This is a genomic window from Streptomyces sp. YIM 121038, assembly GCF_006088715.1.
Taxonomy (GTDB): domain Bacteria; phylum Actinomycetota; class Actinomycetes; order Streptomycetales; family Streptomycetaceae; genus Streptomyces.
This window is the reverse complement of record NZ_CP030771.1, coordinates 4,562,173-4,583,996: the sequence shown is the minus strand read 5'-3', so window position 1 is coordinate 4,583,996 and position 21,824 is coordinate 4,562,173. Positions and strand designations below refer to the sequence as shown.

At 73.2% G+C, this 21,824-nt stretch carries 22 protein-coding genes; 13 read left to right on the top strand and 9 right to left on the bottom strand.

The genetic code is table 11. The features are described from left to right. Nucleotides 1-62 precede the first annotated feature (62 nt). The 3 genes from C9F11_RS19195 to C9F11_RS19185 all read left to right on the top strand — a co-directional run bounded on the left by C9F11_RS19195 (nucleotide 63) and on the right by C9F11_RS19185 (nucleotide 2,790). Nucleotides 63-905: a DUF4097 family beta strand repeat-containing protein gene (locus tag C9F11_RS19195; protein ID WP_138960452.1), complete on the top strand. Its 843-nt coding sequence runs from the start codon at nucleotides 63-65 to the stop codon at nucleotides 903-905. Between the two features lie 86 nt (nucleotides 906-991). Next, entirely contained in the window at nucleotides 992-1,990 is a 999-nt protein-coding gene (locus C9F11_RS19190; RefSeq protein ID WP_138960451.1) for an ATP-binding cassette domain-containing protein, read from the top strand. Continuing rightward, nucleotides 1,987-2,790 carry an ABC transporter permease gene (locus C9F11_RS19185; protein WP_138960450.1) on the top strand — a complete coding sequence of 268 codons (804 nt, stop codon included), beginning with the start codon at nucleotides 1,987-1,989 and terminating at the stop codon, nucleotides 2,788-2,790. Before C9F11_RS19190 ends, C9F11_RS19185 begins: the two co-directional genes overlap by 4 nt. Nucleotides 2,791-2,806: 16 nt before the next feature. On the opposite strand, the gene C9F11_RS19180 is transcribed toward C9F11_RS19185, so the two are convergent. Further along, a complete protein-coding gene (locus C9F11_RS19180; RefSeq protein ID WP_171075787.1) occupies nucleotides 2,807-4,243 on the bottom strand; it encodes an FG-GAP-like repeat-containing protein in 1,437 nt (478 codons plus the stop codon). Nucleotides 4,244-4,410: 167 nt separating this feature from the next. Then, entirely contained in the window at nucleotides 4,411-5,856 is a 1,446-nt protein-coding gene (locus C9F11_RS19175) for a PLP-dependent aminotransferase family protein (protein ID WP_138960448.1), read from the bottom strand. 316 nt (nucleotides 5,857-6,172) lie between these two features. On the opposite strand from C9F11_RS19175, the gene C9F11_RS19170 reads away from it, so the two are divergent. Continuing rightward, nucleotides 6,173-6,781, top strand: coding sequence for a hypothetical protein (locus tag C9F11_RS19170; RefSeq protein WP_138966699.1), 609 nt, complete (start codon nucleotides 6,173-6,175; stop codon nucleotides 6,779-6,781). A 15-nt stretch (nucleotides 6,782-6,796) separates the two neighbouring features. Here the strand turns inward: C9F11_RS19170 and C9F11_RS19165 are convergent, their stop codons facing one another. After that, entirely contained in the window at nucleotides 6,797-7,168 is a 372-nt protein-coding gene (locus C9F11_RS19165; protein WP_138960447.1) for a VOC family protein, read from the bottom strand. A 139-nt stretch (nucleotides 7,169-7,307) separates the two neighbouring features. Here C9F11_RS19165 and C9F11_RS19160 point away from each other — a divergent pair, with 139 nt between their 5' ends. From C9F11_RS19160 to C9F11_RS19150, 3 genes are all read left to right on the top strand, one after another. Then, nucleotides 7,308-7,856: a helix-turn-helix transcriptional regulator gene (locus C9F11_RS19160; RefSeq protein ID WP_138960446.1), complete on the top strand. Its 549-nt coding sequence runs from the start codon at nucleotides 7,308-7,310 to the stop codon at nucleotides 7,854-7,856. Nucleotides 7,857-7,880: 24 nt separating this feature from the next. After that, nucleotides 7,881-8,540, top strand: a complete 660-nt coding sequence (locus tag C9F11_RS19155; protein WP_138960445.1) for a hypothetical protein — start codon at nucleotides 7,881-7,883, stop codon at nucleotides 8,538-8,540. 143 nt (nucleotides 8,541-8,683) lie between these two features. After that, nucleotides 8,684-9,016 (top strand): DUF2516 family protein, encoded by a 333-nt coding sequence (locus C9F11_RS19150; RefSeq protein ID WP_171075786.1) that lies wholly within the window; start codon nucleotides 8,684-8,686, stop codon nucleotides 9,014-9,016. A gap of 79 nt (nucleotides 9,017-9,095) precedes the next feature. On the opposite strand, the gene C9F11_RS19145 is transcribed toward C9F11_RS19150, so the two are convergent. From C9F11_RS19145 to C9F11_RS19135, 3 genes are all read right to left on the bottom strand, one after another. Beyond that, nucleotides 9,096-10,511: a fused response regulator/phosphatase gene (locus C9F11_RS19145; protein WP_171075785.1), complete on the bottom strand. Its 1,416-nt coding sequence runs from the start codon at nucleotides 10,509-10,511 to the stop codon at nucleotides 9,096-9,098. Between the two features lie 461 nt (nucleotides 10,512-10,972). Beyond that, on the bottom strand, nucleotides 10,973-12,064 hold the full coding sequence (locus C9F11_RS19140) for a C40 family peptidase (protein WP_138960442.1): 1,092 nt from the start codon (nucleotides 12,062-12,064) through the stop codon (nucleotides 10,973-10,975). A gap of 350 nt (nucleotides 12,065-12,414) precedes the next feature. Further along, nucleotides 12,415-13,230 carry a class I SAM-dependent methyltransferase gene (locus tag C9F11_RS19135; protein WP_138960441.1) on the bottom strand — a complete coding sequence of 272 codons (816 nt, stop codon included), beginning with the start codon at nucleotides 13,228-13,230 and terminating at the stop codon, nucleotides 12,415-12,417. Between the two features lie 178 nt (nucleotides 13,231-13,408). Between C9F11_RS19135 and mshA the strand changes: the two genes are divergently transcribed. From mshA to C9F11_RS19120, 3 genes are all read left to right on the top strand, one after another. Further along, nucleotides 13,409-14,764, top strand: coding sequence for a D-inositol-3-phosphate glycosyltransferase (mshA, locus tag C9F11_RS19130; RefSeq protein ID WP_138960440.1), 1,356 nt, complete (start codon nucleotides 13,409-13,411; stop codon nucleotides 14,762-14,764). Further along, nucleotides 14,757-15,263, top strand: coding sequence for a YbjN domain-containing protein (locus tag C9F11_RS19125; protein ID WP_171075784.1), 507 nt, complete (start codon nucleotides 14,757-14,759; stop codon nucleotides 15,261-15,263). Before mshA ends, C9F11_RS19125 begins: the two co-directional genes overlap by 8 nt. 89 nt (nucleotides 15,264-15,352) lie before the next feature. Beyond that, a complete protein-coding gene (locus C9F11_RS19120) occupies nucleotides 15,353-15,742 on the top strand; it encodes a hypothetical protein (protein ID WP_138960438.1) in 390 nt (129 codons plus the stop codon). 83 nt (nucleotides 15,743-15,825) lie between these two features. On the opposite strand, the gene C9F11_RS19115 is transcribed toward C9F11_RS19120, so the two are convergent. Beyond that, entirely contained in the window at nucleotides 15,826-16,587 is a 762-nt protein-coding gene (locus C9F11_RS19115) for a phosphoglyceromutase (RefSeq protein WP_030682335.1), read from the bottom strand. Between the two features lie 183 nt (nucleotides 16,588-16,770). On the opposite strand from C9F11_RS19115, the gene C9F11_RS19110 reads away from it, so the two are divergent. The 3 genes from C9F11_RS19110 (at nucleotide 16,771) to C9F11_RS19100 (ending at nucleotide 18,628) form a co-directional block, all read left to right on the top strand. Further along, nucleotides 16,771-18,048, top strand: coding sequence for an MFS transporter (locus C9F11_RS19110; RefSeq protein WP_171075783.1), 1,278 nt, complete (start codon nucleotides 16,771-16,773; stop codon nucleotides 18,046-18,048). A gap of 74 nt (nucleotides 18,049-18,122) precedes the next feature. Further along, entirely contained in the window at nucleotides 18,123-18,371 is a 249-nt protein-coding gene (locus C9F11_RS19105) for a hypothetical protein (RefSeq protein WP_138960437.1), read from the top strand. Between the two features lie 65 nt (nucleotides 18,372-18,436). Further along, complete coding sequence (locus C9F11_RS19100; protein ID WP_051855438.1) at nucleotides 18,437-18,628, top strand: hypothetical protein; 192 nt, start codon at nucleotides 18,437-18,439, stop codon at nucleotides 18,626-18,628. A gap of 28 nt (nucleotides 18,629-18,656) precedes the next feature. On the opposite strand, the gene C9F11_RS19095 is transcribed toward C9F11_RS19100, so the two are convergent. Together C9F11_RS19095 and C9F11_RS19090 are read right to left on the bottom strand one after the other, a co-directional pair. Beyond that, nucleotides 18,657-20,321: a glycosyl hydrolase family 28-related protein gene (locus C9F11_RS19095; RefSeq protein ID WP_138960436.1), complete on the bottom strand. Its 1,665-nt coding sequence runs from the start codon at nucleotides 20,319-20,321 to the stop codon at nucleotides 18,657-18,659. Nucleotides 20,322-20,474: 153 nt separating this feature from the next. After that, nucleotides 20,475-21,011, bottom strand: coding sequence for a hypothetical protein (locus C9F11_RS19090; RefSeq protein WP_138960435.1), 537 nt, complete (start codon nucleotides 21,009-21,011; stop codon nucleotides 20,475-20,477). Nucleotides 21,012-21,824: the final 813 nt, after the last annotated feature.

Below are 21,824 nucleotides of genomic sequence, written 5' to 3'. Positions count from 1 at the left end.
CACCTCAAGACCTCCGCCCGCCTCCCGGCGGCGCCGGACCCCACGATCGGAACAGGACGGCCATGCCTACCTTCGACACCCCCGAACCGCTCTCCGCCCTCGTCGAGTTCGACATGGGCACCGCCCGCTTCACCGCCACCAAGCGCCTCGACACCGTCGTCACGGTGGCGCCCACCGACGACAGCGAGAGCGCCGACGTGAAGGCCGCCCAGCAGGTCGAGGTCTCGTGCGTCGACGGCCGCCTGGTCGTCAAGGGCCCCAAGCAGCGGTCCGTGTTCGGCAAGAGCGGCTCGGTGGAGGTCACCGTGGAGCTGCCGTCCGGCTCGGACGTCCGGGGCGTGACCGCCGCCGGCTCCTTCTGGACCGAGGGCCGCCTCGGGGACTGCCGCTTCGAGTCGTCCGCCGGTGACATCTCCGTCGCGGAGACCGGCGCCGCCTTCCTCAAGACCGGCTTCGGCGCGGTCCGCCTCTCGCGGGCCACCGGCGACGTCGAGGTCGAGGCGGCGGGCCAGGTCGACCTCGGCGACATCACCGGCACCGCCACCGTCAGGAACCACAAGAACGACACCAGCATCGGCGAGATCACCGGCGACCTGCGCGCCACCACCGCCAACGGCAACATCTACGTGGGCGTCGCGCACGCCGCCGTCGACGCGAAGGCCGACAACGGCAGCATCAAGCTCGCCGACGTCGCCCGCGGCCGCGTCACCATGGAGGCCGCCATCGGCGACCTGGAGGTCGGCATCCGCGACTCCAGCGTCGCCTGGCTGGAGGCCAACTCCCAGTTCGGCGCGGTGCGCAACGCGCTCGGCTCCGCCGCGGGCCCCGCCCCGGGCGCCGAGACCGTCGAGATCTCCGCCCGCACCGGCTACGGCGACATCGTGGTCCGCTCCGCCTCCGCCTGACGCGCCCCGGCCCCGGGGTGCCCGAGGCACCGGCTCGCACCAGCCACGGAAGAAACGAAGCAAGAACGAAGCAAGGAGGCGGCACGATGACTGCCACCACCGGTTTGACCGCTCCGCCGAAAGCGATCGCCGCACAAGGGCTGCGCAAGGCGTACGGCGAGAAGGTCGTGCTCGACGGGATCGACCTGAGCGTCGCGCCCGGCACGACCTTCGCGCTGCTCGGTCCGAACGGTGCGGGCAAGACGACCACCGTGCAGATCCTCTCCACCCTGATCGCCCACGACGGGGGCACGGCCCAGATCGCGGGCCACGACCTGGTCCGCCACGCGGACGCGGTCCGCAGGTCCATCGGCGTGACGGGGCAGTTCGCCGCGGTGGACGGCCTGCTGACCGCCGAGGAGAACATGCTCCTCATCGCGGACCTGCTGCACCTCGACCGGGCCGAGGGCAGCCGCCGTACCGCCGAACTCCTGGAGCGCTTCGAGATCGCCGACGTGGCGCGCAAGCCCGCCTCGACCTTCTCCGGCGGCATGCGCCGCAAACTGGACCTGGCGATGACCCTGGTCGGCCGCCCGAGCGTGATCTTCCTCGACGAGCCCACGACCGGCCTCGACCCGCGCAGCCGCCGCACCATGTGGGACCTGATCCGCGACCTGGTCGCGGGCGGCACCACCATCTTCCTGACGACGCAGTACCTGGAAGAGGCCGACCAACTGGCCGACCGCATCGCGGTGCTCGACGGCGGGAAGATCGTCGCCGAGGGCACCGCCGAAGAGCTCAAGCGCCGCATCCCCGGCGGCCACATCCGCCTGCGCTTCAACGACATCCACCATCTGAACGCCGCCACCGACCGCCTCGCCCTGTCCACCGTCACGCGCGACGACGACGAGCTCACGCTCCAGGTCCCCAGCGACGGCAGCATCCCCGTCCTGCGCGCCGTCCTCGACGTCCTGGAGGGCTCCGGCATCCAGGCGGAGGCGCTCACCGTGCACACCCCCGACCTGGACGACGTCTTCCTGTCCCTGACCGGCCAGGACCGCAGGACCGTCGCCGCGGGCACCGCCGTGAAGGAGGCTCAGCGATGAGCACCACCACCTACGCGCTGCGCGACTCGATGACGATGCTGCGCCGCAACCTCAAGCACGCCCGGCGGTATCCCTCGCTGACCCTGTCGGTCGTGGTCCTGCCGGTCCTGATGCTGCTGATGTTCGTCTACGTCTTCGGCGCCCCGCTGGGCGACGGCATCGACGTACCCGGAGTCGGCGGCGGGGGCGGCCGGGACGCGTACACCAACTACATCACCCCCGGCATCCTGCTGATGGCCATCGCCACCAGCTCGATCGCCACGGCCGTCTCGGTGTGCACCGACATGACCGAGGGCATCATCAACCGCTTCCGGACGATGTCGATCTCCCGGGCCTCGGTCCTCGTCGGACACGTCCTCGGCAACGTGGTGCAGACCGCGGTCAGCCTCCTGCTCATCGTGTGCGTCGCCCTCGCGGTCGGCTTCCGCTCCAACGCCCACGTCCTGGAGTGGGCGGCGGTCCTCGGCCTGCTGCTGTTCCTGGCGTTCGCGCTCGCCTGGCTCTCGGCGGCGATCGGCCTCGGCTCCGAGAGCGTGGAGACGGCCTCCAACGCGCCGCTGCCGCTGGCGTTCCTGCCCTTCCTGGGCTCGGCGGTGGTCCCGCCGGACTCGATGCCCGCCGGGATCCGCTGGTTCGCGGAGTACCAGCCCTTCACACCGATCACCGAGACGGTCCGCGGTCTGCTCCTGGGCACCGGGATCGGCAACGACGGCTGGATCTCCCTGGCCTGGCTGACCGCCCTGACCGTGCTCGGCTACGTGTGGGCCAAGGCCTCCTTCAACCGGGTCGCCAACCGCTGAGCCCCCGGGTGCCGGATCAACCGACCATCCGGTACCCGAAGTTGCCCCCGCCCGCCGGACCGCCCAGGGCGTCGAGCCCGAAGCCGGTGGCGCCGGTGCCGGTGACGCCGCCGGGCCCCGTCGGCAGCCGCCAGACGCGGCCCTTGAAGCCGTCCTCGCCGTTGCCGCCCACGAAGACCTCGGGGCGGCCGCCCGCTCCGGTCACGGCCACCGCCGCGCCGAAGTGGTCGTCGGCCTCCGACGTGCCGGGCACGCCCTTGGAGTTCTGCGTGAGCGTCCGCGCGCCCTCGGTGGTGATGCCGGACGGGCCGCCGCGCAGCACGGTCACCGCGCCCGCCCCCGCCGTCGCCACCGGGTCGGAGCCCGTCTCGTACGAGGCCCCGACGACGAGGTCCGCGTACCCGTCCGCGTCGGTGTCGCCGATCGCCACCGCGGAGCCGAACCGGTCGCCCGCCTCGTCCACGCCCGGCACCCCCGCGCTCGCCTGGGAGTACGAGCGGGACTTCATCCCCGTACCGTCGGGGCCGCCGTACGTCACGTACACCTCGTTCTGGTCCGGGTGGCCGGTGACCAGGTCCTGGTAGCCGTCCTTGTTCAGATCCCCGAAGGCGGACGGCAGGACGGTGCCGTGCCGGTACGGGGCCTTGAACGCGCTGCCCTTGACCAGGCCGTCCTTGGAGCCCTTGAGGACGACGCCGCCCGGCTTGCCGCTGCCGAGGACGACTCCGCCGCCGGCCACGACGTCGTCGATGCCGTCGCCGGTCAGGTCGCCCACGTAGACGGTGCCGATGACGAGCTTGTCGGCCTTCGCGGAGTCGCGGTGCCAGACGCCCGCGGGCTTGCCCGTGTCCCGGTTCAGCGGGCCGAGCAGCACGGACACGCCGTACGAGAGGCCGTCGTGGCCGCGGCTGACGAAGTCGTCGACGCCGTCGCCGTTGACGTCGCCCACGCCCGCGCCGCCGCCGAGCAGCTTGGGCGAATCGGCCCGGTAGTCGCCGGGCGGCAGGGCGGTGCCCGCGCCGGTGATGCCGTCCTTGCCGCCCCACAGCACGGTGTTCCGCTGGAGCCAGTGCACGACCAGGTCGTCGTACCCGTCGCCGTCGAGGTCGCCGTAGGAGCTGGCCTCGCGCCAGCGCGCGTCCGGCACGGGATCGCCCGGGACGCCCGGCGTGCCCTGGCCGATGACGTGCGCGGTCTCGTACGTCAGCCCGTGCGCGGAGCCGTAGGCGACGGTGACGGCGCCCGCCCGCCGCACCCCGTCGACGGTCGCGGTGTGCGCGCCGACGGCCAGGTCCGGGTAGCCGTCCCCGTTGAAGTCCGGTCCGTCGACGGCGGGCCGGGCGGCGCCGGGCGCCTGCCGCGGCCCGGCCGCGCTCGCGGTCGGCGCCAGGCCGACGGCTCCCAGGACGACGGCGGCGCACAGGCCCGCCGCGGTGAGCGCTCGGTGGCGCATGGTTCCCCCCATTGGTTCACGGCGGCCCCCCGGCCACCGGAAGATCGAATAGGTGTCCGGATGATACGCGGGCGACGTGGGCCCGGCGTGGACGCTGTGGGACCGAGGCGGACGCCGTGGCCCCGGGGTGGACGTCGGGGGCCCGGCGTGGGCGTCGGGGTCCCGCCTCAGACGACCCAGCGCGGCCGGTGCGCGGCCGACGGCAGCGGCCGGTCGTCGGCGAGCGCGGCGGCCAGTCGGCGCACGGCCTCGCGCAGCGTGTCCGGGCCGGTGGTGAACGGGATGCGCAGCCGCTGCTCGAACACGCCCGGGTCGGCGGCGAAGCAGGCACCGCCCTCGATGCGCACGCCGTAGTCCAGGGCCCGTTCGGCGAGCGCGGCGGCGACGGGCGCGCCCAGGTCCGCCCAGAGCGAGAGCCCGCCGGGCGGCTGCCGCCAGGTCCAGCCGGGCAGGCGCGCGGCGAGCGCCCCGGTGAGCGCGTCCCGCTGCTCGCGCAGGCGCGCGATCCGTTCCGGCACCGAGGTGTCCGCCCGCTCCAGGAAGTGCAGGGCGAGGAACTGGTCCACGACCGGGCCGCCCAGGTCGCCCGCGACGCGCTGGGCGGCCAGCTCGGTCACGAGCCGCGCGGGCGCGCGCAGCCAGCCGACGCGCAGGCCGCCCCAGTGGCTCTTGCTCATCGAGCCGACGGTGATGACCTGCGCGGCCGCCCCGGGTGCGGCGTGCGTGGCGGTGGGGTGCGGGGCCGGGACGTCCAGGGCGAGGTCCGCGAGGGTCTCGTCGACGACGAGCCAGGTGCCGCAGCGGTGCGCGGCGCGCAGCACCCGGGCCCGGGTGCCGTCGGGCATGAGCAGCCCGGTCGGGTTGTGGAAGTCGGGGATGAGGTAGGCGAGTTGGGGCACGGCCTGGCGCAGCGTCGACTCGACGAGCTCCGCGTCCCAGCCGTCGTCGGCCATGGGGACGGACACCGGCCGCAGCCGGGCGCGGCGCAGCGCCTCCAGGGCGTTCGGGTACGAGGGGCTCTCGACGAGGACCCGGTCGCCCGGGCTCGACAGGAGCCCGAGGACCAGCGTGAGCGCGTGCTGGGCGCCGGAGGTCACCAGGATCTGCTCCGGCACGGTGGCCAGGCCGCGCCGGGTGAACCGCTCGGCGACGGCGGCGCGCAACTCCGGCAGCCCGTACGGGTGGTAGCCCGGGGTCCGCGTGTGCGCGGCGATCCGGGCCGCGGCCGCGGCGAGCGCGTCGGCCACGGCGTGCTCGGGCAGTCCCGGCGCGGCCCTGGCCAGGTCGATGGCGGCGTCCGGCGGTGCGAGGACGCGGGTGACCCCGCTGGGCGTGCGGCCCTCGGGCAGCGCGGTCCAGGTGCCGGAGCCCCGGCGGCTGTGCGCGTAGCCGCTCTCGCGCAGCAGGTCGTAGGCGGCGGTGACGGTGGGCCTGCTGACGCCGAGCGCCAGGGCCAGCTCCCGTTCCGCGGGCAGCCGCACCCGCAGCGCGACCCGCCCGTCGAGCACCAGGTCGCCGATGGCCTGGGCGAGGTGCCGGTAGGCGGGCCGGGCGTCCGCCGCGCCGGGCAGCAGCGCGGCGAGCTGCTGCCCGCCCAGGTTCCGCTCGGCCATACCACTCCCTGGAGATTGGCCATGCTTTCAGGGCCAATGACTGTACAGACTCTGGCCATTGGCAAGGGCCTGTGGGGCGCCGCGCTCGGGGCCCTGGGCGGGTGGGAAACCCGGCCGCGGCGGCGGAACCACCCACCGGGCGGCAGACGAAAGGGAGGAGCGGGGCGTGGGACTCAAGGCGGGGCATCAACGGAAGGGACGGGGCGCGGGGCCGGGGGCGGGGCAGCAACGGAAGGGGCGGGGCGCGGGGCCGGGGGCGGCGCGCGAAGACGGGCGGCAGCGGAGCCCGGCCCGACGGACACCACCCCTCACCTATCTGCCGTTCGCCGAGCGCCCCCTGCGCCGGATCCCCCAACTCCTCACCGGGCTCGCCCTGTACGGCTTCAGCATCGCCCTCACGGTCCGGGCCGCCCTGGGCGTCAACCCGTGGGCCGTCCTCAACCAGGGCCTGGAGCGCCACACCCCGCTCAGCTTCGGGGCGCTGACCACGCTGGTGGGCGCGGCCGTCCTCGCCCTGTGGATCCCGCTGCGGCAGCGGCCGGCCTTCGGCACCTTCGCCAACATCGCCCTGGTGGGCGCCGTGGCGGACGCGGGCCTCTGGCTCGTCCCGGAGCCCGCGGGGCTCCCGGCGCGGATCGCCCTGCTGACGGCGGGCATCCTCCTGAACGGCTTCTCGATCGCCGTCTACGTGGGCGCCCGCTTCGGCCCCGGCCCCCGCGACGGCCTGATGACCGGCCTGACCGCCGCGACCGGCCGCTCCCTGCGCACCGTCCGCACCGGCATCGAACTCGCCGTCCTCGCCGCCGGCTGGCTCCTCGGCGGCACGGTGGGCGTCGGCACGGTCCTGTACGCCGTCGCGGTGGGGCCGGTGGCCCAGTTCTCCGTACCGAGGTGGGCGTACGCGCCCCGGCGCACGGCCGCGTGACGGGCGCGGGGGCGCTCAGCTCAGCCGGGCCCGCAGGAGGCAGAACTCGTTGCCCTCTGGGTCGAGCAGGACGTGCCACTGCTCTCCGCCGCTCTGGCCGATGTCGGCCGGACGCGCCCCGAGCTTCAGGAGGCGTTCGAGCTCGGCGTCCTGGTCGCGGTCGGTGGCGTTGACGTCGAAGTGCAGCCGCAGCTGATCCGTCTTGGGCTCGTCGGTGGGCACGAAGACCAGGGTCGGCTGGAGTCCGCCGAACCCTTCGCGCGGTCCGATCTCCACCGCGCCGTCGTCGGTGTCGAGCTCGACGAAGTCCAGCACCTCGCACCAGAACGCCGCGAGACGCCGCGGCTCCAGGGCGGGAACGATCAGTTCAGAGATGCGACAGGCCATGATCGGCACCCTAGGCCGCGCCCGGCCCGCGCGGCCAGCCATTAACGTGCCCGGCTCCGCGCCCGCGCTCCACGTGGCGTGGCGCACTTTTGCAAGCAGGCGCTTGCAATAGTTAGCAAGGCGGGGCACCATCGGGAACATGGCATCGCTCAACGTCGGCAATCTCGGTGAGTACCTGCGCGAGCAGCGGCGCAACGCGCAGCTGTCGTTGCGTCAGCTCGCCGATGCCGCCGGGGTGTCCAATCCGTATCTGAGCCAGATCGAGCGCGGGCTGCGCAAGCCGAGTGCCGAGGTGCTCCAGCAGGTCGCGAAGGCGCTGCGGATCTCCGCCGAGACGCTCTACGTCCGGGCCGGGATCCTCGACGAGAAGGAGCGGGACGAGCTGGAGACGCGCGCCGTCATCCTCGCCGACCCGTCCATCAACGAGCGGCAGAAGCAGGTGCTCCTGCAGATCTACGAGTCGTTCCGCAAGGAGAACGGCTTCGTGACCGCGCCCTCGGAGACGTCGGAGCCCTCGGCCACGGACGCGTACGCGTCCTCGTACTCGAACGGTGCGGATCCCGGGAGCGCCCAGGACGGCGCCCGGGACGGCGCACCGGCCCCCACCGCTGACGGACCCCGCACGGCCGGCGGTAGCGATGCCAACCCCGAGGGCCGTCGGCCCGCGGGTGAACAGCCCCCCAGCTGAAGCCGATCCGGGAGGACCATCGTCATGCCCATCACCGACGAGGTGCGCAAGGCCGTCACCAACCCGACCCCCCTCTACTTCGTCGTCGGCGGCGCCGAACTCGCGCTCCAGCAGGCGAAGAAGGTGCCTGGCGCCATCGAGCAGCTCGCCGCCGAGGCCCCCGCCCGCCTGGAGGCGGTGCGCAACACCAACCCCAAGGACGTCCAGGACCGGGCGGCCGCCCGCGCCAAGGAGGCCCGCGAGGCCATCCAGACCAAGGTCGGCGAGCTCTTCGGCGTCCTGGACACGGACCTGAAGCGCATCGGTGAGAACGCCCAGGACTTCGCCCTGCGCGGCGTCGGCGTCGCCGTCGAGTACGCGGTCCAGGCGCGCGAGACGTACGAGAAGGTCGCCGAGCACGGCGAGCAGACCGTGCGGAACCTGCGCGGCGAGGCCGCCGACGAGCTCGTGGAGCTCGCCGACACCGTCGAGCCCGACGCGCCTGCGGCGTCGGAGGGTTCGGAGGGTTCGGAGGGGGCCGAGGCGAAGACGGGCGAGGGCGTCGCCGCCTCCGCCACGGAGGACTCCGGCACGGACGCCTCCGCCGCGGAGAAGGGCGAGGGCACCGCGGCCCGCAAGCCCGCAGCGAAGAAGACGGCCACCAAGAAGACGGCCGCGAAGAAGACCGCGCCGCCCGCCGAGTAGGACCGCTCGGCCCGGCGCCCGCCCACACGGCCGGGCACTCCCGGAGTGCCCGGTCCGTTGTGCGGGTAGCGGTACCGTGACGTCGTACGGACGGCACGGGAGTCGTGTCGAATTCGCCGAGACTGGTGGTGGACGTTGTGCTGATGCAAGGGTTCGCGAACTTCATGTGGCTGCTGTCGCTGGCCCTGATCGTGTTCAGCGGATTCGCGCTCATCGACGCCGCCGTCCGGCGGGAGGACGCCTATCGGGCGGCCGACAAGAAGACCAAGCCGTTCTGGCTGATCATCCTCGGGCTCGCCTTCGTGGTGAACCTGATCTTCAACGTCCTGTCGTTCCTGCCGATCATCGGCCTCGTCGCCACGATCGTGTACATGGTCGACGTACGCCCCGCGCTCCGTCAGGTCATGGGCGGGGGCGGCGGCCGCCGCGGCTCCAGCAGCGACGGTCCGTACGGCCCGTACAACGGCGGACGGTGACGCCCCGCCCCGCGGTGGCGCCCAGCGATGGTCCCGCGGACCGTGGTGCTCAGCGCTCGCGTCCCGCGGACCGTGGCGCCTAGCGCTCGTGGGCCGGTTCGCGGTCCAGGAGCAGTACCGCCACGTCGTCCGTCAGCTCGCCGCCGTTGAGCTCCCGCACCTCGGTCACGGCCGCCTCCAGGAGCGCGTCGCCGCGCAGGCCCGCCGCGAGCTTGCGGCGCACCATCTCCACCATCCCGTCCTGGCCGAGCCGCTGGTTGCCCCGGCCGACCCGGCCCTCGATCAGGCCGTCCGTGTAGAGCATCAGGCTCCAGGTCCCGCCGAGCTGCACCTGCTGGCGCGGCCAGCGGGCACGCGGCAGCAGCCCGAGCGCCGGGCCGCCGTTGTCGTACGGCAGCAGCTCGGCCGGCAGGCCGGGGCGGGCGACCAGCGGCGCCGGGTGACCGGCCAGGCACAGGCCCGCCCGGCGGCCGTCCGGCGCGATGTCGACCGTGCACAGCGTCGCGAAGATCTCCTCGTTCGCCCGCTCGTGCTCCAGGACCTTCTGCAACGTGGACAGCAGCTCGTCGCCGACCAGGCCCGCGAACGTCAGCGCCCGCCAGGCTATGCGCAGCTCCACGCCGAGCGCCGCCTCGTCCGGGCCGTGGCCGCAGACGTCGCCGATCATCACGTGCACCGAGCCGTCGGGGGTGCGCACCGTGTCGTAGAAGTCGCCGCCGAGCAGGGCGCGGGACCGGCCCGGACGGTAGCGCGAAGCGAACCGCAGCGGTGACCCTTCGAGCAGCGGCGTCGGCAGCAGGCCCCGCTCCAGGCGGGCGTTCTCCTGGGCGCGCAGCCGGGACTCGGTGAGCTGCCGCTGCGCGGCGTCCGCGCGCTTGCGCTCCACCGCGTACTGGATCGCGCGGCTCAGGAGCCGGCCGTCCAGCTCGTCGCGGAACAGATAGTCCTGGGCGCCGACCCGCACCGCCCGCGCGCCGCGCTCGGCGTCGCCCGACGTGGTCAGGGCGAGGACGGCGTGCCCGGGAGCGAGGCGGAGCACGTGCCGCAGCGTGGTCAGCTCGTCGGCGTCGGCGGGCGCCCGGCCCGCCCCGTGCGCGGTGTCGTGCGCGGCGCCCGGCCCGCCGGGGCCCTGGGTGCCGGACGCCGGGGTGCCGCCCGTGCCGCCGTTCGGCGCGGGGCCGCCGGGCAGGGCGAGGTCGAGCAGGATGCAGTGCACGTCGTCCGTGAGCAGCCGCGCGACCTCGGTGAGGTTGCGGGCGGTGCGGATGCGGATGGGCCTGCCCGTGGAGTCCACCAGCTCGGGCAGGCTCAGTGAGCCGCCCGGGTCGTCCTCGACGAGCAGCAGGGTGAGCCCGGGGCCCGCGGAGGTGCCGGAGCCGCCCGTGCCGCCGGCGCGGCCGGAGCCGTCCGGGGACGCGTCGGGCGTCGGCACCGCCGGTGCCTGAGCGCCTGCCCCGGCCGGGATCGCTCTCTGCCGCGGTATGGGTACGGGCATGCGTTGAGTTCCTTCCCTCCCCCCGAGGGCACGGTGGGGCGACGGTCGCACGCCCCACACCAGACGGGGACCATAGCGGTAGCCGAGGGCACGGGGGAATGCGGCGCGGCACCCGGCACACGGCATATGCCGCGCCCTGGACCGCAATGGGGCACGAACCCGGTTCGACTGGGATGACGAACATCACGCCCGCGGGGTTGAGCGGGGCGGTACCTCGTGCGCTGGGTCACAGGCGTGCGCGGCACACCGTACGCGGTGTGCGGCGGGACCCCTCCCGGTTGCCGCCGAATGGCCCGGCCGGGCACCGCTGAATGGCTCAGACTCCGCTGCCGGAGGGCTCCCTCCGGCCGGGCGCCTGTGGCCGGGGCGCCCCTGGCGAGGGCTGTCGGCCGGGCGTCCCGGCCGGGCCTGCTGCCGGGGTGCCTCCGGCAGGGCGGCTGCGGGGCGGGCCTCCGGCCCGGTCAGCTGTCCGGGCGGACGACCCCGAGGATCTCCATCGAGCCCGCTCCCGCGATCGTCACGGTCCGCCCCGGCCGGGGCGCGTGCACGATGGCTCCGTCGCCCACGTACATCCCGACGTGGCTGGCGTCCTTGTGGTAGATGATCAGGTCGCCGGGGCGCATGTTCTTCACGTCGACGTGGGGCAGGCGCTTCCACTGCTCCTGCGAGGTGCGCGGGATGCCGCGGCCCGCGGCCGCCCAGGCCTGGGACGTGAGCCCCGAGCAGTCGTACGACTTCGGGCCCTCGGCACCCCAGACGTACGGCTTGCCGATCTGGGCCGTGGCGAAGGCGACGGCCTTCCTGCCGCGCGCGGTCGCGTCGCCCTTGAGGTCCTTCAGTATCCCGGTGTCGACCCACGCCGACTGCTGCTTGAGCGCGGCCGCCTCCTCCAGCTCGCGCAGCCGCTCGCGCTCCTTCTTCGCCAGGCGCGACTCCAGCTTCTCGGCGGCGGCGATCCTCTCCTTGATCTTCCGCTTCGCCGCGGCCTTGGCCTTGCGGCCCGCCTCCAGCTTGCGCCACTGGGCGGAGGCGTCCTTGGCGTACGTCTTCAGATCGGCCTGGGTCCGGCCCATCTCCGTGAGCAGCGACTTCGTGCCGTGCTGGCCCTGGCGCAGGCGGCCCGCGCCGTCCAGGAACCGCTCGGGGCTGTCGCTCAGGAGCAGCCGGGCCTGGTCGGGGATGCCGCCGCCGCGGTACTGCGCGCGGGCGGCGGCGCCCGCCTGGGCCTTGAGTCTGTCCAGCTTCTTCTGGCCCTTGTCGATGTCGCGGGCGAGCCGGACGATCTCCTTGGACTGCCGGTCGGCCTTCTCCTCCGCCGCGTTGTACGCGTCCGTGGCCGTGCCCGCTTCGCGGTAGAGCCGGTCGATCTTCTTGCGGACCTGCTCAAGGGGCGTGTCCCCGGCGGGTGTCGGCGGGCCGGGCGGGGTGGGGTCGGCGGGGCTCGCGAACGCCGCGCCGGGGGCGCCGAGCACCACCGCCGCGCAGACCAGAGCCACGGCTGTCGCCGTCGAATACCGCGTGCCGGACACGCTCCACCCCCACAGCAGATCCATCGGTCAACGCATCGGTCAAGGCGCCGGTCGATCCAGCGGCCGACCGACCGGTCAAAGCTGATTTACCGTCAGTAACCCCGCAGGGTCCTCGGGATGGTGCCATGTCCGCGCCCATTGCGACAGGGGTGTGCGGCAACTCCCGTTCCCCTCCTGCCTCGTGTGACGATCGGCACGCGGTGATCGTTCCCTTGTGTCGAACGTTCACTCGCGGTGAACGGGCGGCGCCACCCGATGCGTTGGGCCACCCCGGGGCGCGGGCCGCGCGCCGCCCGGGCGCGCGGTCGCTCCGGAGCGCGGGCCATGCGCCCTGGGCGCCGCACGCCGCGCGAGTCGTACGCCCCGGACGCGCCTCACGTCCCGCGGGGCGCGAGCGCCTCCCAGCGCACCGTCACTTCGCCCTGCCGCCACCGCGCGGCGCGGTCCACGACCGGCCAGTCCGCCCGCAGGTCGCGCACCGACCGGATCCACCGCTGCCGCACCCCGTACGAGGCGTACGGGGCGGCCGCCGCCCACGCCCGGTCGAAGTCGCGCAGGAAGGCGTGCACCGGCTCGCCCGGCACGTTCCGGTGGATCAGCGCCTTGGGCAGCCGCTCGGCCAGGTCGGAGGGGCGCTCCAGGGAGGCGAGCCGGGCCGCGAAGGTCACCGTGCGCGGGCCTTCGGGGCCGAGCGCGACCCAGACGTGCCGCCGCCCGATCTCGTCGCAGGTCCCCTCGACGAGCAGCCCGCCGGGGGCGAGCCGCGCGCACAGCCGCTCCCAGACGGCGGCGACCTCGCCCTCGTCGTACTGGCGCAGCACGTTCGCGGCGCGGATGAGGGCCGGGCGCGCGGGCAGCGGCACCTCGAAGCCGCCGTGTCGGAAGGAGAGCCCCTCCCGTTCGTACGGGCGTGCCGCCGCGACCCGTGCGGGGTCGATCTCGATGCCGACCACGCGCGCGTGCGGGGCGGCGGTGCGCAGCCGCAGGAGCAGCTCGACGGCGGTCCAGGGGGCGGCGCCGTAGCCGAGGTCGACGGCGAGCGGGTCGGCGGCGCGGCGGAGCGCGGCGCCGTGGGCGGCGGCGATCCAGCGGTCCATGCGGCGCAGGCGGTTGGGGTTGGTCGTCCCGCGCGTCACGGTTCCGACGGGGCGAGCCGCGGAGCTGGGGGAACGGGGTGCGCGGGGGGACATGGGGCAAGCGTATGCAAGGGCTACGGTGGAAACCCCCAAGGTAATGCTTTGGCAAAGAGGAAATGGAGGCGGAAGTTCCGGTGTTGCCGTCCTCAGAGGACCTCGTACGCCCTCCGTTTCGCCGTGCCCGCCGTACGAGGTCCAGGACGCCGCTGCCAAGGCCAAGGAGGACCGCCACGTGAGCCACTACGTGACCAGGCTCGGGCGTCGCTTCCCAGCGGCCCCGTCGGCGCCCGCCCGACTGCGCCTTCCCGGCACGCCCCGCCGCCCCCGCCGCATCGCCATGCTCAGCGTGCACACGTCGCCGCTGCACCAGCCCGGCACCGGCGACGCGGGCGGCATGAACGTCTACATCGTGGAGCTCGCCAAGCGTCTCGCCGAGATCAACATCGAGGTCGAGATCTTCACCCGCGCCACCACGGGAGCGCTGCCGCCCGTCGTCGAGCTCGCCCCCGGCGTCCTCGTGCGCCACGTGGACGCGGGCCCCTACGAGGGCCTGGCCAAGGAGGAGCTCCCCGCCCAGCTGTGCGCCTTCACGCACGGCGTCATGCTCGCCTGGGCGGGCCACCGCCCCGGCCACTACGACCTCGTGCACTCGCACTACTGGCTCAGCGGCCACGTGGGCTGGCTCGCCGCCGAGCGCTGGGGCACCCCCCTCGTGCACGCCATGCACACCATGGCCAAGGTCAAGAACGCGGCGCTCGCCGCCGGGGACACCCCCGAGCCCGCCGCCCGCGTCATCGGCGAGACTCAGATCGTGCGCGCCGCCGACCGGCTCATCGCCAACACCTCCGAAGAGGCCGACGAACTCGTACGGCACTACGACGCCGACCCCGGGAAGGTCGCCGTCGTCCACCCCGGCGTCAACCTCGACCGCTTCCGCCCCGCCGACGGCCGCGCCGCCGCCCGCCACCGCCTGGGCCTGCCGCAGGACGCCCTCGTGCCGCTCTTCGCGGGCCGCATCCAGCCCCTGAAGGCCCCGGACGTACTGCTTCGCGCGGTGGCCGTCCTCCTCGACGAACGCCCCGAGCTGCGCCGCCGCGTCGTCGTCCCGGTCGTCGGCGGCCCGAGCGGCAGCGGCCTCGCCAAACCCGAGGGGCTGCAGAAGCTGGCGGCCCGCCTGGGCATCGCGGACGTGGTGCGCTTCCAGCCCCCCGTCGGCCAGGACCAGCTCGCGGACTGGTTCCGCGCGGCCTCGCTGCTCGTCATGCCCTCCTACAGCGAGTCGTTCGGGCTCGTCGCCATCGAGGCGCAGGCGGCGGGCACACCGGTCCTCGCCGCGGCGGTGGGCGGCCTGCCGGTCGCCGTGCGCGACGGCGTCACCGGCTTCCTGGTCCCCGACCACGAACCGGCCCACTACGCGCGCGTGCTGGGCGACTTCGCCGACAACCCCCACCTGGTCGACCGCATGGGCGCGGCGGCCGCCCGGCACGCGGAGTCCTTCGGCTGGGGCACGGCGGCATCCGCCACCGCTGATGTGTACACCGCGGCGATGCACGACCACCGCCGTCGCGTACCCTCGCACCATGGGTGACGTTGTTGCTGGTGAGACCCCTGACACGGTGATCGAGCGGTTCCTGGCCGACGCCGAACTCGACTGGGAGTCCCCCGAACCGGGCTCGTACGTGGTCACGCTCCCCGGCACCCGCAAGCTCTCCACGACGCTCTCCCTGCGCGTGGGCAAGCACTCCCTCTCCCTGAACGCCTTCGTCGTCCGCCACCCCGACGAGAACCACGAGGCCGTCCACCGCTGGCTCCTGGAGCGCAACCTCCGCCTCTACGGCGTGAGCTACGCGATCGACTCCCTGGGCGACGTCTACGTCACCGGCAAGCTCCCGCTGGCCGCTGTCGCCCCGGACGAGCTGGACCGCCTCCTCGGCTCCGTCCTGGAAGCGGCGGACGGCTCCTTCAACACCCTCCTGGAGCTGGGCTTCGCGACGGCGATCCGCAAGGAGTACGCCTGGCGCGTCTCCCGAGGCGAATCGACCCGCAACCTGGAGGCCTTCACCCACCTCACCCGCCCCCGGGACTAGCCCTCCCGCGGCCTCCCGAGCCGGCGTCCCACCGTCGTGTCCGGAACGCCCCTGCCGCTTCCGTGCATATGCACCTACCCTACGTAGCCATGGGAAAAGCGGTGGGTCTGTACTGGGGATACATAGCGGCTGCGGCTCTCATCGTCGCGTGGAGCCAGCAGTGGTCGCTGCCGACCGTTGTCGCTCTGTCGGTGGCGGTCTCGGCCTACGCCGCCTTCCAGGTGCCGGTCTGGTGCGGAGCGGTCAACCGAGACGGGAAGACCTACTGCCGCAACAACGCCTACGGCGTTCTGATGGGGTGCCGGAACCGCCAGCACCGGTGGCAGAAGCTGAAGATGGTGGTGCTGCGCAGCAAGGCGGGGGACTTCGGCCGCGCTGTCTTCCCCACGGCGAAGGAGAAGTTCAACGCGGCCCTCGCGGTGGGGGGCCTGCTCTCCGCGATCGCAGCAGTGATCGTCCCAGCCGTCACGGGAGGGTGACACCCACCCATCCCGGCTGACCCGGCTGAGCCAAAGCCCCCCACCCACGGAAAGCCGCAGGCAGGGGGCACAAGGCGGGCGGCTTACTTCTTCTTGCCCTGGTTCTTCACGGCCTCGATCGCGGCCTTCGCGGCCTCGGGGTCGAGGTACGTGCCGCCCGGGTTCAGGGGCTTGAAGGCGGCGTCCAGGTCGTAGGCGAGCGGGATGCCCGTGGGGATGTTCAGGCCCGCGATGTCGGCGTCGGAGATGCCGTCGAGGTGCTTGACCAGGGCGCGCAGGGAGTTGCCGTGCGCGGCCACCAGGACGGTGCGGCCGGCCAGGAGGTCGGGGACGATGCCGTCGTACCAGTACGGGAGCATGCGGACGACGACGTCCTTCAGGCACTCCGTGCGGGGGCGCAGCTCCGGCGGGATGGAGGCGTAGCGCGGGTCGCCCGACTGGGAGAACTCGGTGCCGTCCTCCAGGGCGGGCGGCGGGGTGTCGTAGGAGCGGCGCCAGAGCATGAACTGCTCCTCGCCGAACTCGGCGAGGGTCTGGGCCTTGTCCTTGCCCTGGAGGGCGCCGTAGTGGCGCTCGTTCAGCCGCCAGGAGCGGTGGACCGGGATCCAGTGGCGGTCCGCGGACTCCAGTGCGAGCTGGGCCGTGCGGATGGCGCGCTTCTGGAGCGACGTGTGGACCACGTCGGGCAGCAGGCCGGCGTCCTTCAGCAGCTCACCGCCGCGGACCGCCTCCTTCTCGCCCTTCTCGTTGAGGTTGACGTCCACCCAGCCGGTGAACAGGTTCTTCGCGTTCCATTCGCTCTCGCCGTGGCGGAGGAGGATCAGCTTGTACGGTGCGTCGGCCATGCCCACGAGCGTAATGGAACTCCGGAGGGGGCCGCGTCCCGGAGCGATTGACGCTACCTGTCAAATGACTAGTGCGCGGGGACCACGGTTGCGTAAGTTGTGACCACCGTTCCTGACACTTACATGCACCTACCTGCCCGATCGCCACGGCGGCCGGGCCCGCACCGCCCCGGGGGTCCTCGCATGCCGCTCACCGCCGCAAGACGCGCCGTCAAGGAATCCGTGTCGGGGCTGCCCCCGGCGTTCTGGTGGCTGTGGACCAGCACCCTGGTGAACCGCCTCGGGGCCTTCGTGTCCACGTTCCTGGCGATCTACCTGACCCTGGAGCAGGGCTACTCGGCCACGTACGCGGGCCTCGTCGCGGCCCTGCACGGGCTCGGCGGAGTGGTCTCCTCCCTCGGCGCGGGCGTGCTGACCGACCGCCTGGGGCGGCGGCCCACGCTGCTCATCGCGCAGACGTCCACGGGTCTCTCCGTGGCGCTGCTCGGGTTCATGACCCACCCGGTGGCCATCGCGGCGGTGGCCTTCCTCGTGGGCATGGCGAGCAACGCCTCGCGGCCCGCCGTGCAGGCGATGATGGCCGACATCGTCCGGCCCGAGGACCGCGTCCGCGCCTTCTCGCTGAACTTCTGGGCCATCAACCTCGGCTTCGCCATCTCCTCGGCCGCCGCGGGCTTCATCGCCTCGTACAGCTACCTCGCGGGCTTCCTCCTGGAGGCCGCGATGACGCTCGCGTGCGCGGCCGTCATCTTCGTGAAGCTGCCGGAGTCGCGGCCCGCGCCCGGCGAGGGGGAGGCGGGCGACGGGCCGGAGCCCGGCCTCGGCACGGTGCTGCGGGACGGCCGCTTCATGGGCGTCGTCGGACTCTCCTTCCTGGTCGCGCTGATCTTCCAGCAGGCGTACGTGGGACTGCCGGTGGCGATGGGCGAGGCGGGCTTCAAGCCGAGTGACTACGGCATCGCGATCGCCTTCAACGGCGTCATGATCGTGCTCCTCCAGATCCCGGTGACGCGGTTCATCGAACACCGGGATCCGCAGCGTCTGTTGGTGATCTCCTCGCTCGTGGCGGGGTACGGCTTCGCCCTCACGGCGTTCGCCGGGTCGGTCGGCCTCATCACCCTCACGGTGTGCCTGTGGACGCTCGCCGAGATCGTCAACGCCCCCACCCAGACGGGCCTGGTCGTCCGCCTCTCGCCGGCGAACGCGCGCGGCCGCTACCAGGGCATGTACACCATGTCGTGGGCCGTCGCGGCGCTCGCGGCCCCGCTGATCTCCGGCTCCGTCATCGACCGCTACGGCGCGGACTGGCTGTGGGGCTTCTGCGCGGTCATGGGTACGGTCGCGGCCCTCGGGTACTGGGGCCTCATGCGCAACCTCCCGGACCCGGTGACGTACGAGAGCGGGCCGCGGCCCGGTACCGGTACGGAGAAGGCGGCGGAGAAGGCCGACGCCAGCGGCTGAACGCCCCCGGCCCGGCCGCTACGGTGACAGCAGCGCCGGGACCGTCCAGGGACCCCAGGGAGAGTGACCCGACCATGGCCGAACCACTGAAGACCTTCATCGGCGGCGAGGAGGTCGAGGTGCCCAACACCATCCCGGACATCCGCGCCGCCCTCCCCGAGGACCGGCGCGCGGACTTCGACCGCGCCATCAACGGGGCGGGGGTCGACGAGATCCACTCGGTGATGCGCCACTGGATGCTGCAGGCCGTGCCCGACCCCGAGGCCGAGGCGCTCCTCGACCGCCTCGCGGCCGATGAGGCCGAGAGGCGGAGCATCGCGTGAGCCGTCACCGGAGCCGGAGCTACCGGATCACTTACGCGCCGCCCGCCGACGACACCCTCGCCAAGATGGGGGACGCCGACCAGTTCCGGGCGGCGATGGAGCGCACCCTCGGCCGGGACCCGTACGGGCACGGTTCGGCGGCCGTGGACCAGGAGCGGGACCGCAGGGAGGCGACCGTCGGCGGCGCGATCGTCCTCTACTACGTGTCGGGTTCGGTCCTGACGGTGACCGTCGTCCGCCTGGTCCCCTTCAGTTGAGGCCCTCTTCGGCTTCGGGCCGGGCCCTTCAGCGGAGGTGCAGGGCGCGCTGGGCCTCGTACAGATTCCGGGGACGTACCGCATCGGGTGAACCGTAGGCCTCGATGCGGGAGCCGAGCTCTCCGGAGAAGTCCGGTACGTCGATCTGGTCGAACTCCCGCACGAGGGAGATGCCGACCGTGGCGCTGTACGGCGCGATGCCGTCAATTTTGACCAGTCCGGCGCGCTGGTTGCTGACGGTGACGTTCCAGTGGGTGAACCGGGCGCCGTAGAGGGGCCCGGCGCTGGCGTCGCCGCCGTGCCGTCCGTCGTTGTTGACGACGATCTCCGTGCGGACGTTCGCGAACGGCATGCCCCGGTGCGTGTCGAAGGTGCCCGTCTCCAGGTGGCCGCGCGACCAGACGTTGTACGAGGACAGGCCCTCCACGTTGATGCCGTGCAGCTGCGTCCCCGGGGGCGCGGGCACGGTCCGCCGCTCGATGCGGAAGTCCTCGATCAGGTTGTCGTGCGAGCCCTCGCGGCAGAAGTACGGGTGGTGCGCGCCGCGCCCGCCGACGGACGTGCGGCGCAGGGTGCAGGCGGACGCGGCGACGAGGCCGAAGCCGTTGTCCACGTGCCGCACGCGCACGTCGTCGGCCCAGCAGTCGTACGCGCACTGGAAGGTGACGCCGTTGAACCCCTTGTCGAGGAGGTGCGGCGACTGCGGAGTCTGCACGGCCTCCAGGGTGAGCCCTTCGACGCCGGAGCCGGTGAGGGCGGTGACGTGGGTGGTGAGCAGCGGGTTCCACTCGGGCCGCACGTCGAGCGGGAGCGGCCGTTCGAGGGTGACCTCGCGCCCGCGCACCCCGGTGACCCGTACGGGCCACTCGTAGGGGACGTACGAGGTCAGCTTCGTCTTGTCGTCCCAGGAGTACGCCTCGGGGCCCGGGCCGCCGCCCGCCATGTGCTCCAGGAGGGTGTGGTCGCGGTCGTCGGCGAGGCGGAGGAGGACGAGGTCGCCGGGGCGCACGCGCGCGGGGTCCGCGACGCGCACCGCTCGGTCGCCGCGGCGGGCGGGGGAGACGGCGGTGAGGCCGCGCCACTGGTCCCGCCTGTTCCCCGTCCACCCCTCGAAGGGCCACTGACCGGCCCGGATCGCGGCGACGAGGGAGTCCCAACGCTCCCGCGGGCACAGCCAGATGAGCCCTCCGGCCCAGGACCAGCTGGACTTGTCCCCGCCGTAGCGGCTGCCGTAGGGGCCGATCAGCTCGGTGAGGTGGCGGGTGGCGACGAGCGTGGTGCGGCCGCTGCCCGCGCCGCGCAGGACGACGTTGTCGTGGGCGATCCGGATGAGGCCGTCGATCCCGTACGTACCCGGTTCGAGCTGGACCGTGCCCCCGCCGGCCTCTCCGGCGGCGGCGAGGGCACGGTTGATCGCGGGCGCGGCGTCCGCCCGGGCGCCGGGCCCGGCGCCGTAGCGGCGGACGGGGAAGACGGCGCGCGGCCGGCGGAAGCGGCTTTCGCCGCCTCGGTATCCGGCCCGGCCCACGTAGGGGATCTGCGGGTGGTCGTACGGGTTCCGGGCGAACTCCCGCCAGAGCGCGGCCGGGTGGGCGGCCACGGCTGCGGCGGGCCCGGTTCCGGTCCCGGTCGCGGCGGTGGCCGCGACGGCGATGGCTCCACCCAGGACGCCGCGTCTGCTGAGGTTGGGCATGGTGCCCCCATTTCCTCGCTGTTGTTTACATAACTGAACGAGGTTCACGTCTGCGTCGAGCGGGAGCATGGCACGGCACCGCACCACGCGGGAAGCCCCCGGTGCGGCTCAGATCCATGAACAGACGTCAACGGGCTCTGCCAGCCGGGCAGTTCACTTCTCGCCGCGCCACCTCCGGAGCAAGGGCAGTACGGCGATCTCCAGAAGGATCGCCGACACGGCGACTTTGGCCAGTTCCTCACTGAGCACGAAGTGGACCAGCCAGAGAATCAGGCGCTCCCACACGAACACGAGCAGCCAGACACAGCCGTGCCCGAAGGGCGTGAGGGCGTAGTCGTAGGAGCGGATGGCGAGCCATGCGGTGCCGTGGGCTGTTTCCGTGCCGAGGAAGGCGAAGAAGTGCCCCGTGGGGGTGAGCACGTAGTCATAGAAGTGGGTGACGAGCCACAGGAAGCACCGGGCTGTTCCGGTGCCGAGGAAGGCGAAGAGGTGCCCGGTGGGGGTGAGTACGTGGTCGTAGGAGCGGGTGGCGAGCCACAGGAAGCACCGGGCTGTTCCGGTGCCGAGGAAGGCGAAGAAGTGCCCGGTGGGGGTGAGCGCGTAGTCATAGAAGTGGGTGACGAGCCAGATGAAGCCGTGAGCTGTTCCCGTGCCGATCCGGACGACGAAGCGGCCTGTGTCACGCAGCATGCCCATGATGCCTCTGGAGTGGACGCGGCTTGGCTGAGTGAGCTCTCAACGACCTGCCGCACCCCGGAGTGCCCGATGAATTCAAGCCTCCGGGACCGGGTGTGACGGCACGTCATCCGCTGTCCCGTGGGCCTCATGTGTCCCTGTGGACGCGGCCGCGTACGTGAATCCGTACGCAGAATGGAGGGGGGAGCCGTGCGTGTGCGGAGCCTTTGGATGTCGGACCCACCGGGGATTGCCGACGGGGCTGCATGCGGTTCGTGTCCCGTACGTCCACGAGGGCGTTGACGGTGGCCCCGTGCTCGCCGCGGCCTTGGGGCGGCCGGGCAGGCCGTGAAGCCCCCTGCGCAGTGCGGATTAGGCCATGCCCATGGCAAGGGTGGAGGGGGTGGCGCGGGAGGCAGCGGGCGGCGCTCGTGAGGCTGAGCGCGCGCATGTGCGCCGTTGACGCGCCCCGTTGCCCGATGCATGGAATGGAGAGCAGGCAGTACGTCTCACGCCTTCGAGGAGGAGACCATGGCTGAATCCCCTGAGCGCGACACCTGTACGAGCGGTTGCCAGTGCGGGCCGGGCTGCAGTTGCGGCTGCCAGTCGGGTGGGGCTTGCCAGTGTGGCGGCGGCTGCGGCTGACGCTCCGCTGGGCTTAGCGGTGGGGCCGGGCCCAGGGCCCGGCCCCCCATCCTCCCTCTGCCCCACTTCCCTTGAGGCCTGCCCCCTGACCCCCGGGTCCCCGTGCACCGGCCTGCCCGGCTTCGCCGCTGCCTCTCCCACCCACCCACCCGCATCGCCCCGGCTTCCGCCTGCCCGGCCCCG

Bases quoted from the DNA above. Each gene is read 5' to 3' on its own strand.
- C9F11_RS19195 (WP_138960452.1), top strand. From the start codon at position 63: ATGCCTACCTTCGACACCCCCGAACCGCTCTCCGCCCTCGTCGAGTTC.
- C9F11_RS19190 (WP_138960451.1), top strand. From the start codon at position 992: ATGACTGCCACCACCGGTTTGACCGCTCCGCCGAAAGCGATCGCCGCA.
- C9F11_RS19185 (WP_138960450.1), top strand. From the start codon at position 1,987: ATGAGCACCACCACCTACGCGCTGCGCGACTCGATGACGATGCTGCGC.
- C9F11_RS19180 (WP_171075787.1), bottom strand. From the start codon at position 4,243: ATGCGCCACCGAGCGCTCACCGCGGCGGGCCTGTGCGCCGCCGTCGTC.
- C9F11_RS19175 (WP_138960448.1), bottom strand. From the start codon at position 5,856: ATGGCCGAGCGGAACCTGGGCGGGCAGCAGCTCGCCGCGCTGCTGCCC.
- C9F11_RS19165 (WP_138960447.1), bottom strand. From the start codon at position 7,168: ATGGCCTGTCGCATCTCTGAACTGATCGTTCCCGCCCTGGAGCCGCGG.
- C9F11_RS19160 (WP_138960446.1), top strand. From the start codon at position 7,308: ATGGCATCGCTCAACGTCGGCAATCTCGGTGAGTACCTGCGCGAGCAG.
- C9F11_RS19155 (WP_138960445.1), top strand. From the start codon at position 7,881: ATGCCCATCACCGACGAGGTGCGCAAGGCCGTCACCAACCCGACCCCC.
- C9F11_RS19150 (WP_171075786.1), top strand. From the start codon at position 8,684: ATGCAAGGGTTCGCGAACTTCATGTGGCTGCTGTCGCTGGCCCTGATC.
- C9F11_RS19145 (WP_171075785.1), bottom strand. From the start codon at position 10,511: ATGCCCGTACCCATACCGCGGCAGAGAGCGATCCCGGCCGGGGCAGGC.
- C9F11_RS19140 (WP_138960442.1), bottom strand. From the start codon at position 12,064: ATGGATCTGCTGTGGGGGTGGAGCGTGTCCGGCACGCGGTATTCGACG.
- C9F11_RS19135 (WP_138960441.1), bottom strand. From the start codon at position 13,230: ATGTCCCCCCGCGCACCCCGTTCCCCCAGCTCCGCGGCTCGCCCCGTC.
- C9F11_RS19125 (WP_171075784.1), top strand. From the start codon at position 14,757: ATGGGTGACGTTGTTGCTGGTGAGACCCCTGACACGGTGATCGAGCGG.
- C9F11_RS19120 (WP_138960438.1), top strand. From the start codon at position 15,353: ATGGGAAAAGCGGTGGGTCTGTACTGGGGATACATAGCGGCTGCGGCT.
- C9F11_RS19115 (WP_030682335.1), bottom strand. From the start codon at position 16,587: ATGGCCGACGCACCGTACAAGCTGATCCTCCTCCGCCACGGCGAGAGC.
- C9F11_RS19110 (WP_171075783.1), top strand. From the start codon at position 16,771: ATGCCGCTCACCGCCGCAAGACGCGCCGTCAAGGAATCCGTGTCGGGG.
- C9F11_RS19105 (WP_138960437.1), top strand. From the start codon at position 18,123: ATGGCCGAACCACTGAAGACCTTCATCGGCGGCGAGGAGGTCGAGGTG.
- C9F11_RS19100 (WP_051855438.1), top strand. From the start codon at position 18,437: ATGGGGGACGCCGACCAGTTCCGGGCGGCGATGGAGCGCACCCTCGGC.
- C9F11_RS19095 (WP_138960436.1), bottom strand. From the start codon at position 20,321: ATGCCCAACCTCAGCAGACGCGGCGTCCTGGGTGGAGCCATCGCCGTC.
- C9F11_RS19090 (WP_138960435.1), bottom strand. From the start codon at position 21,011: ATGCTGCGTGACACAGGCCGCTTCGTCGTCCGGATCGGCACGGGAACA.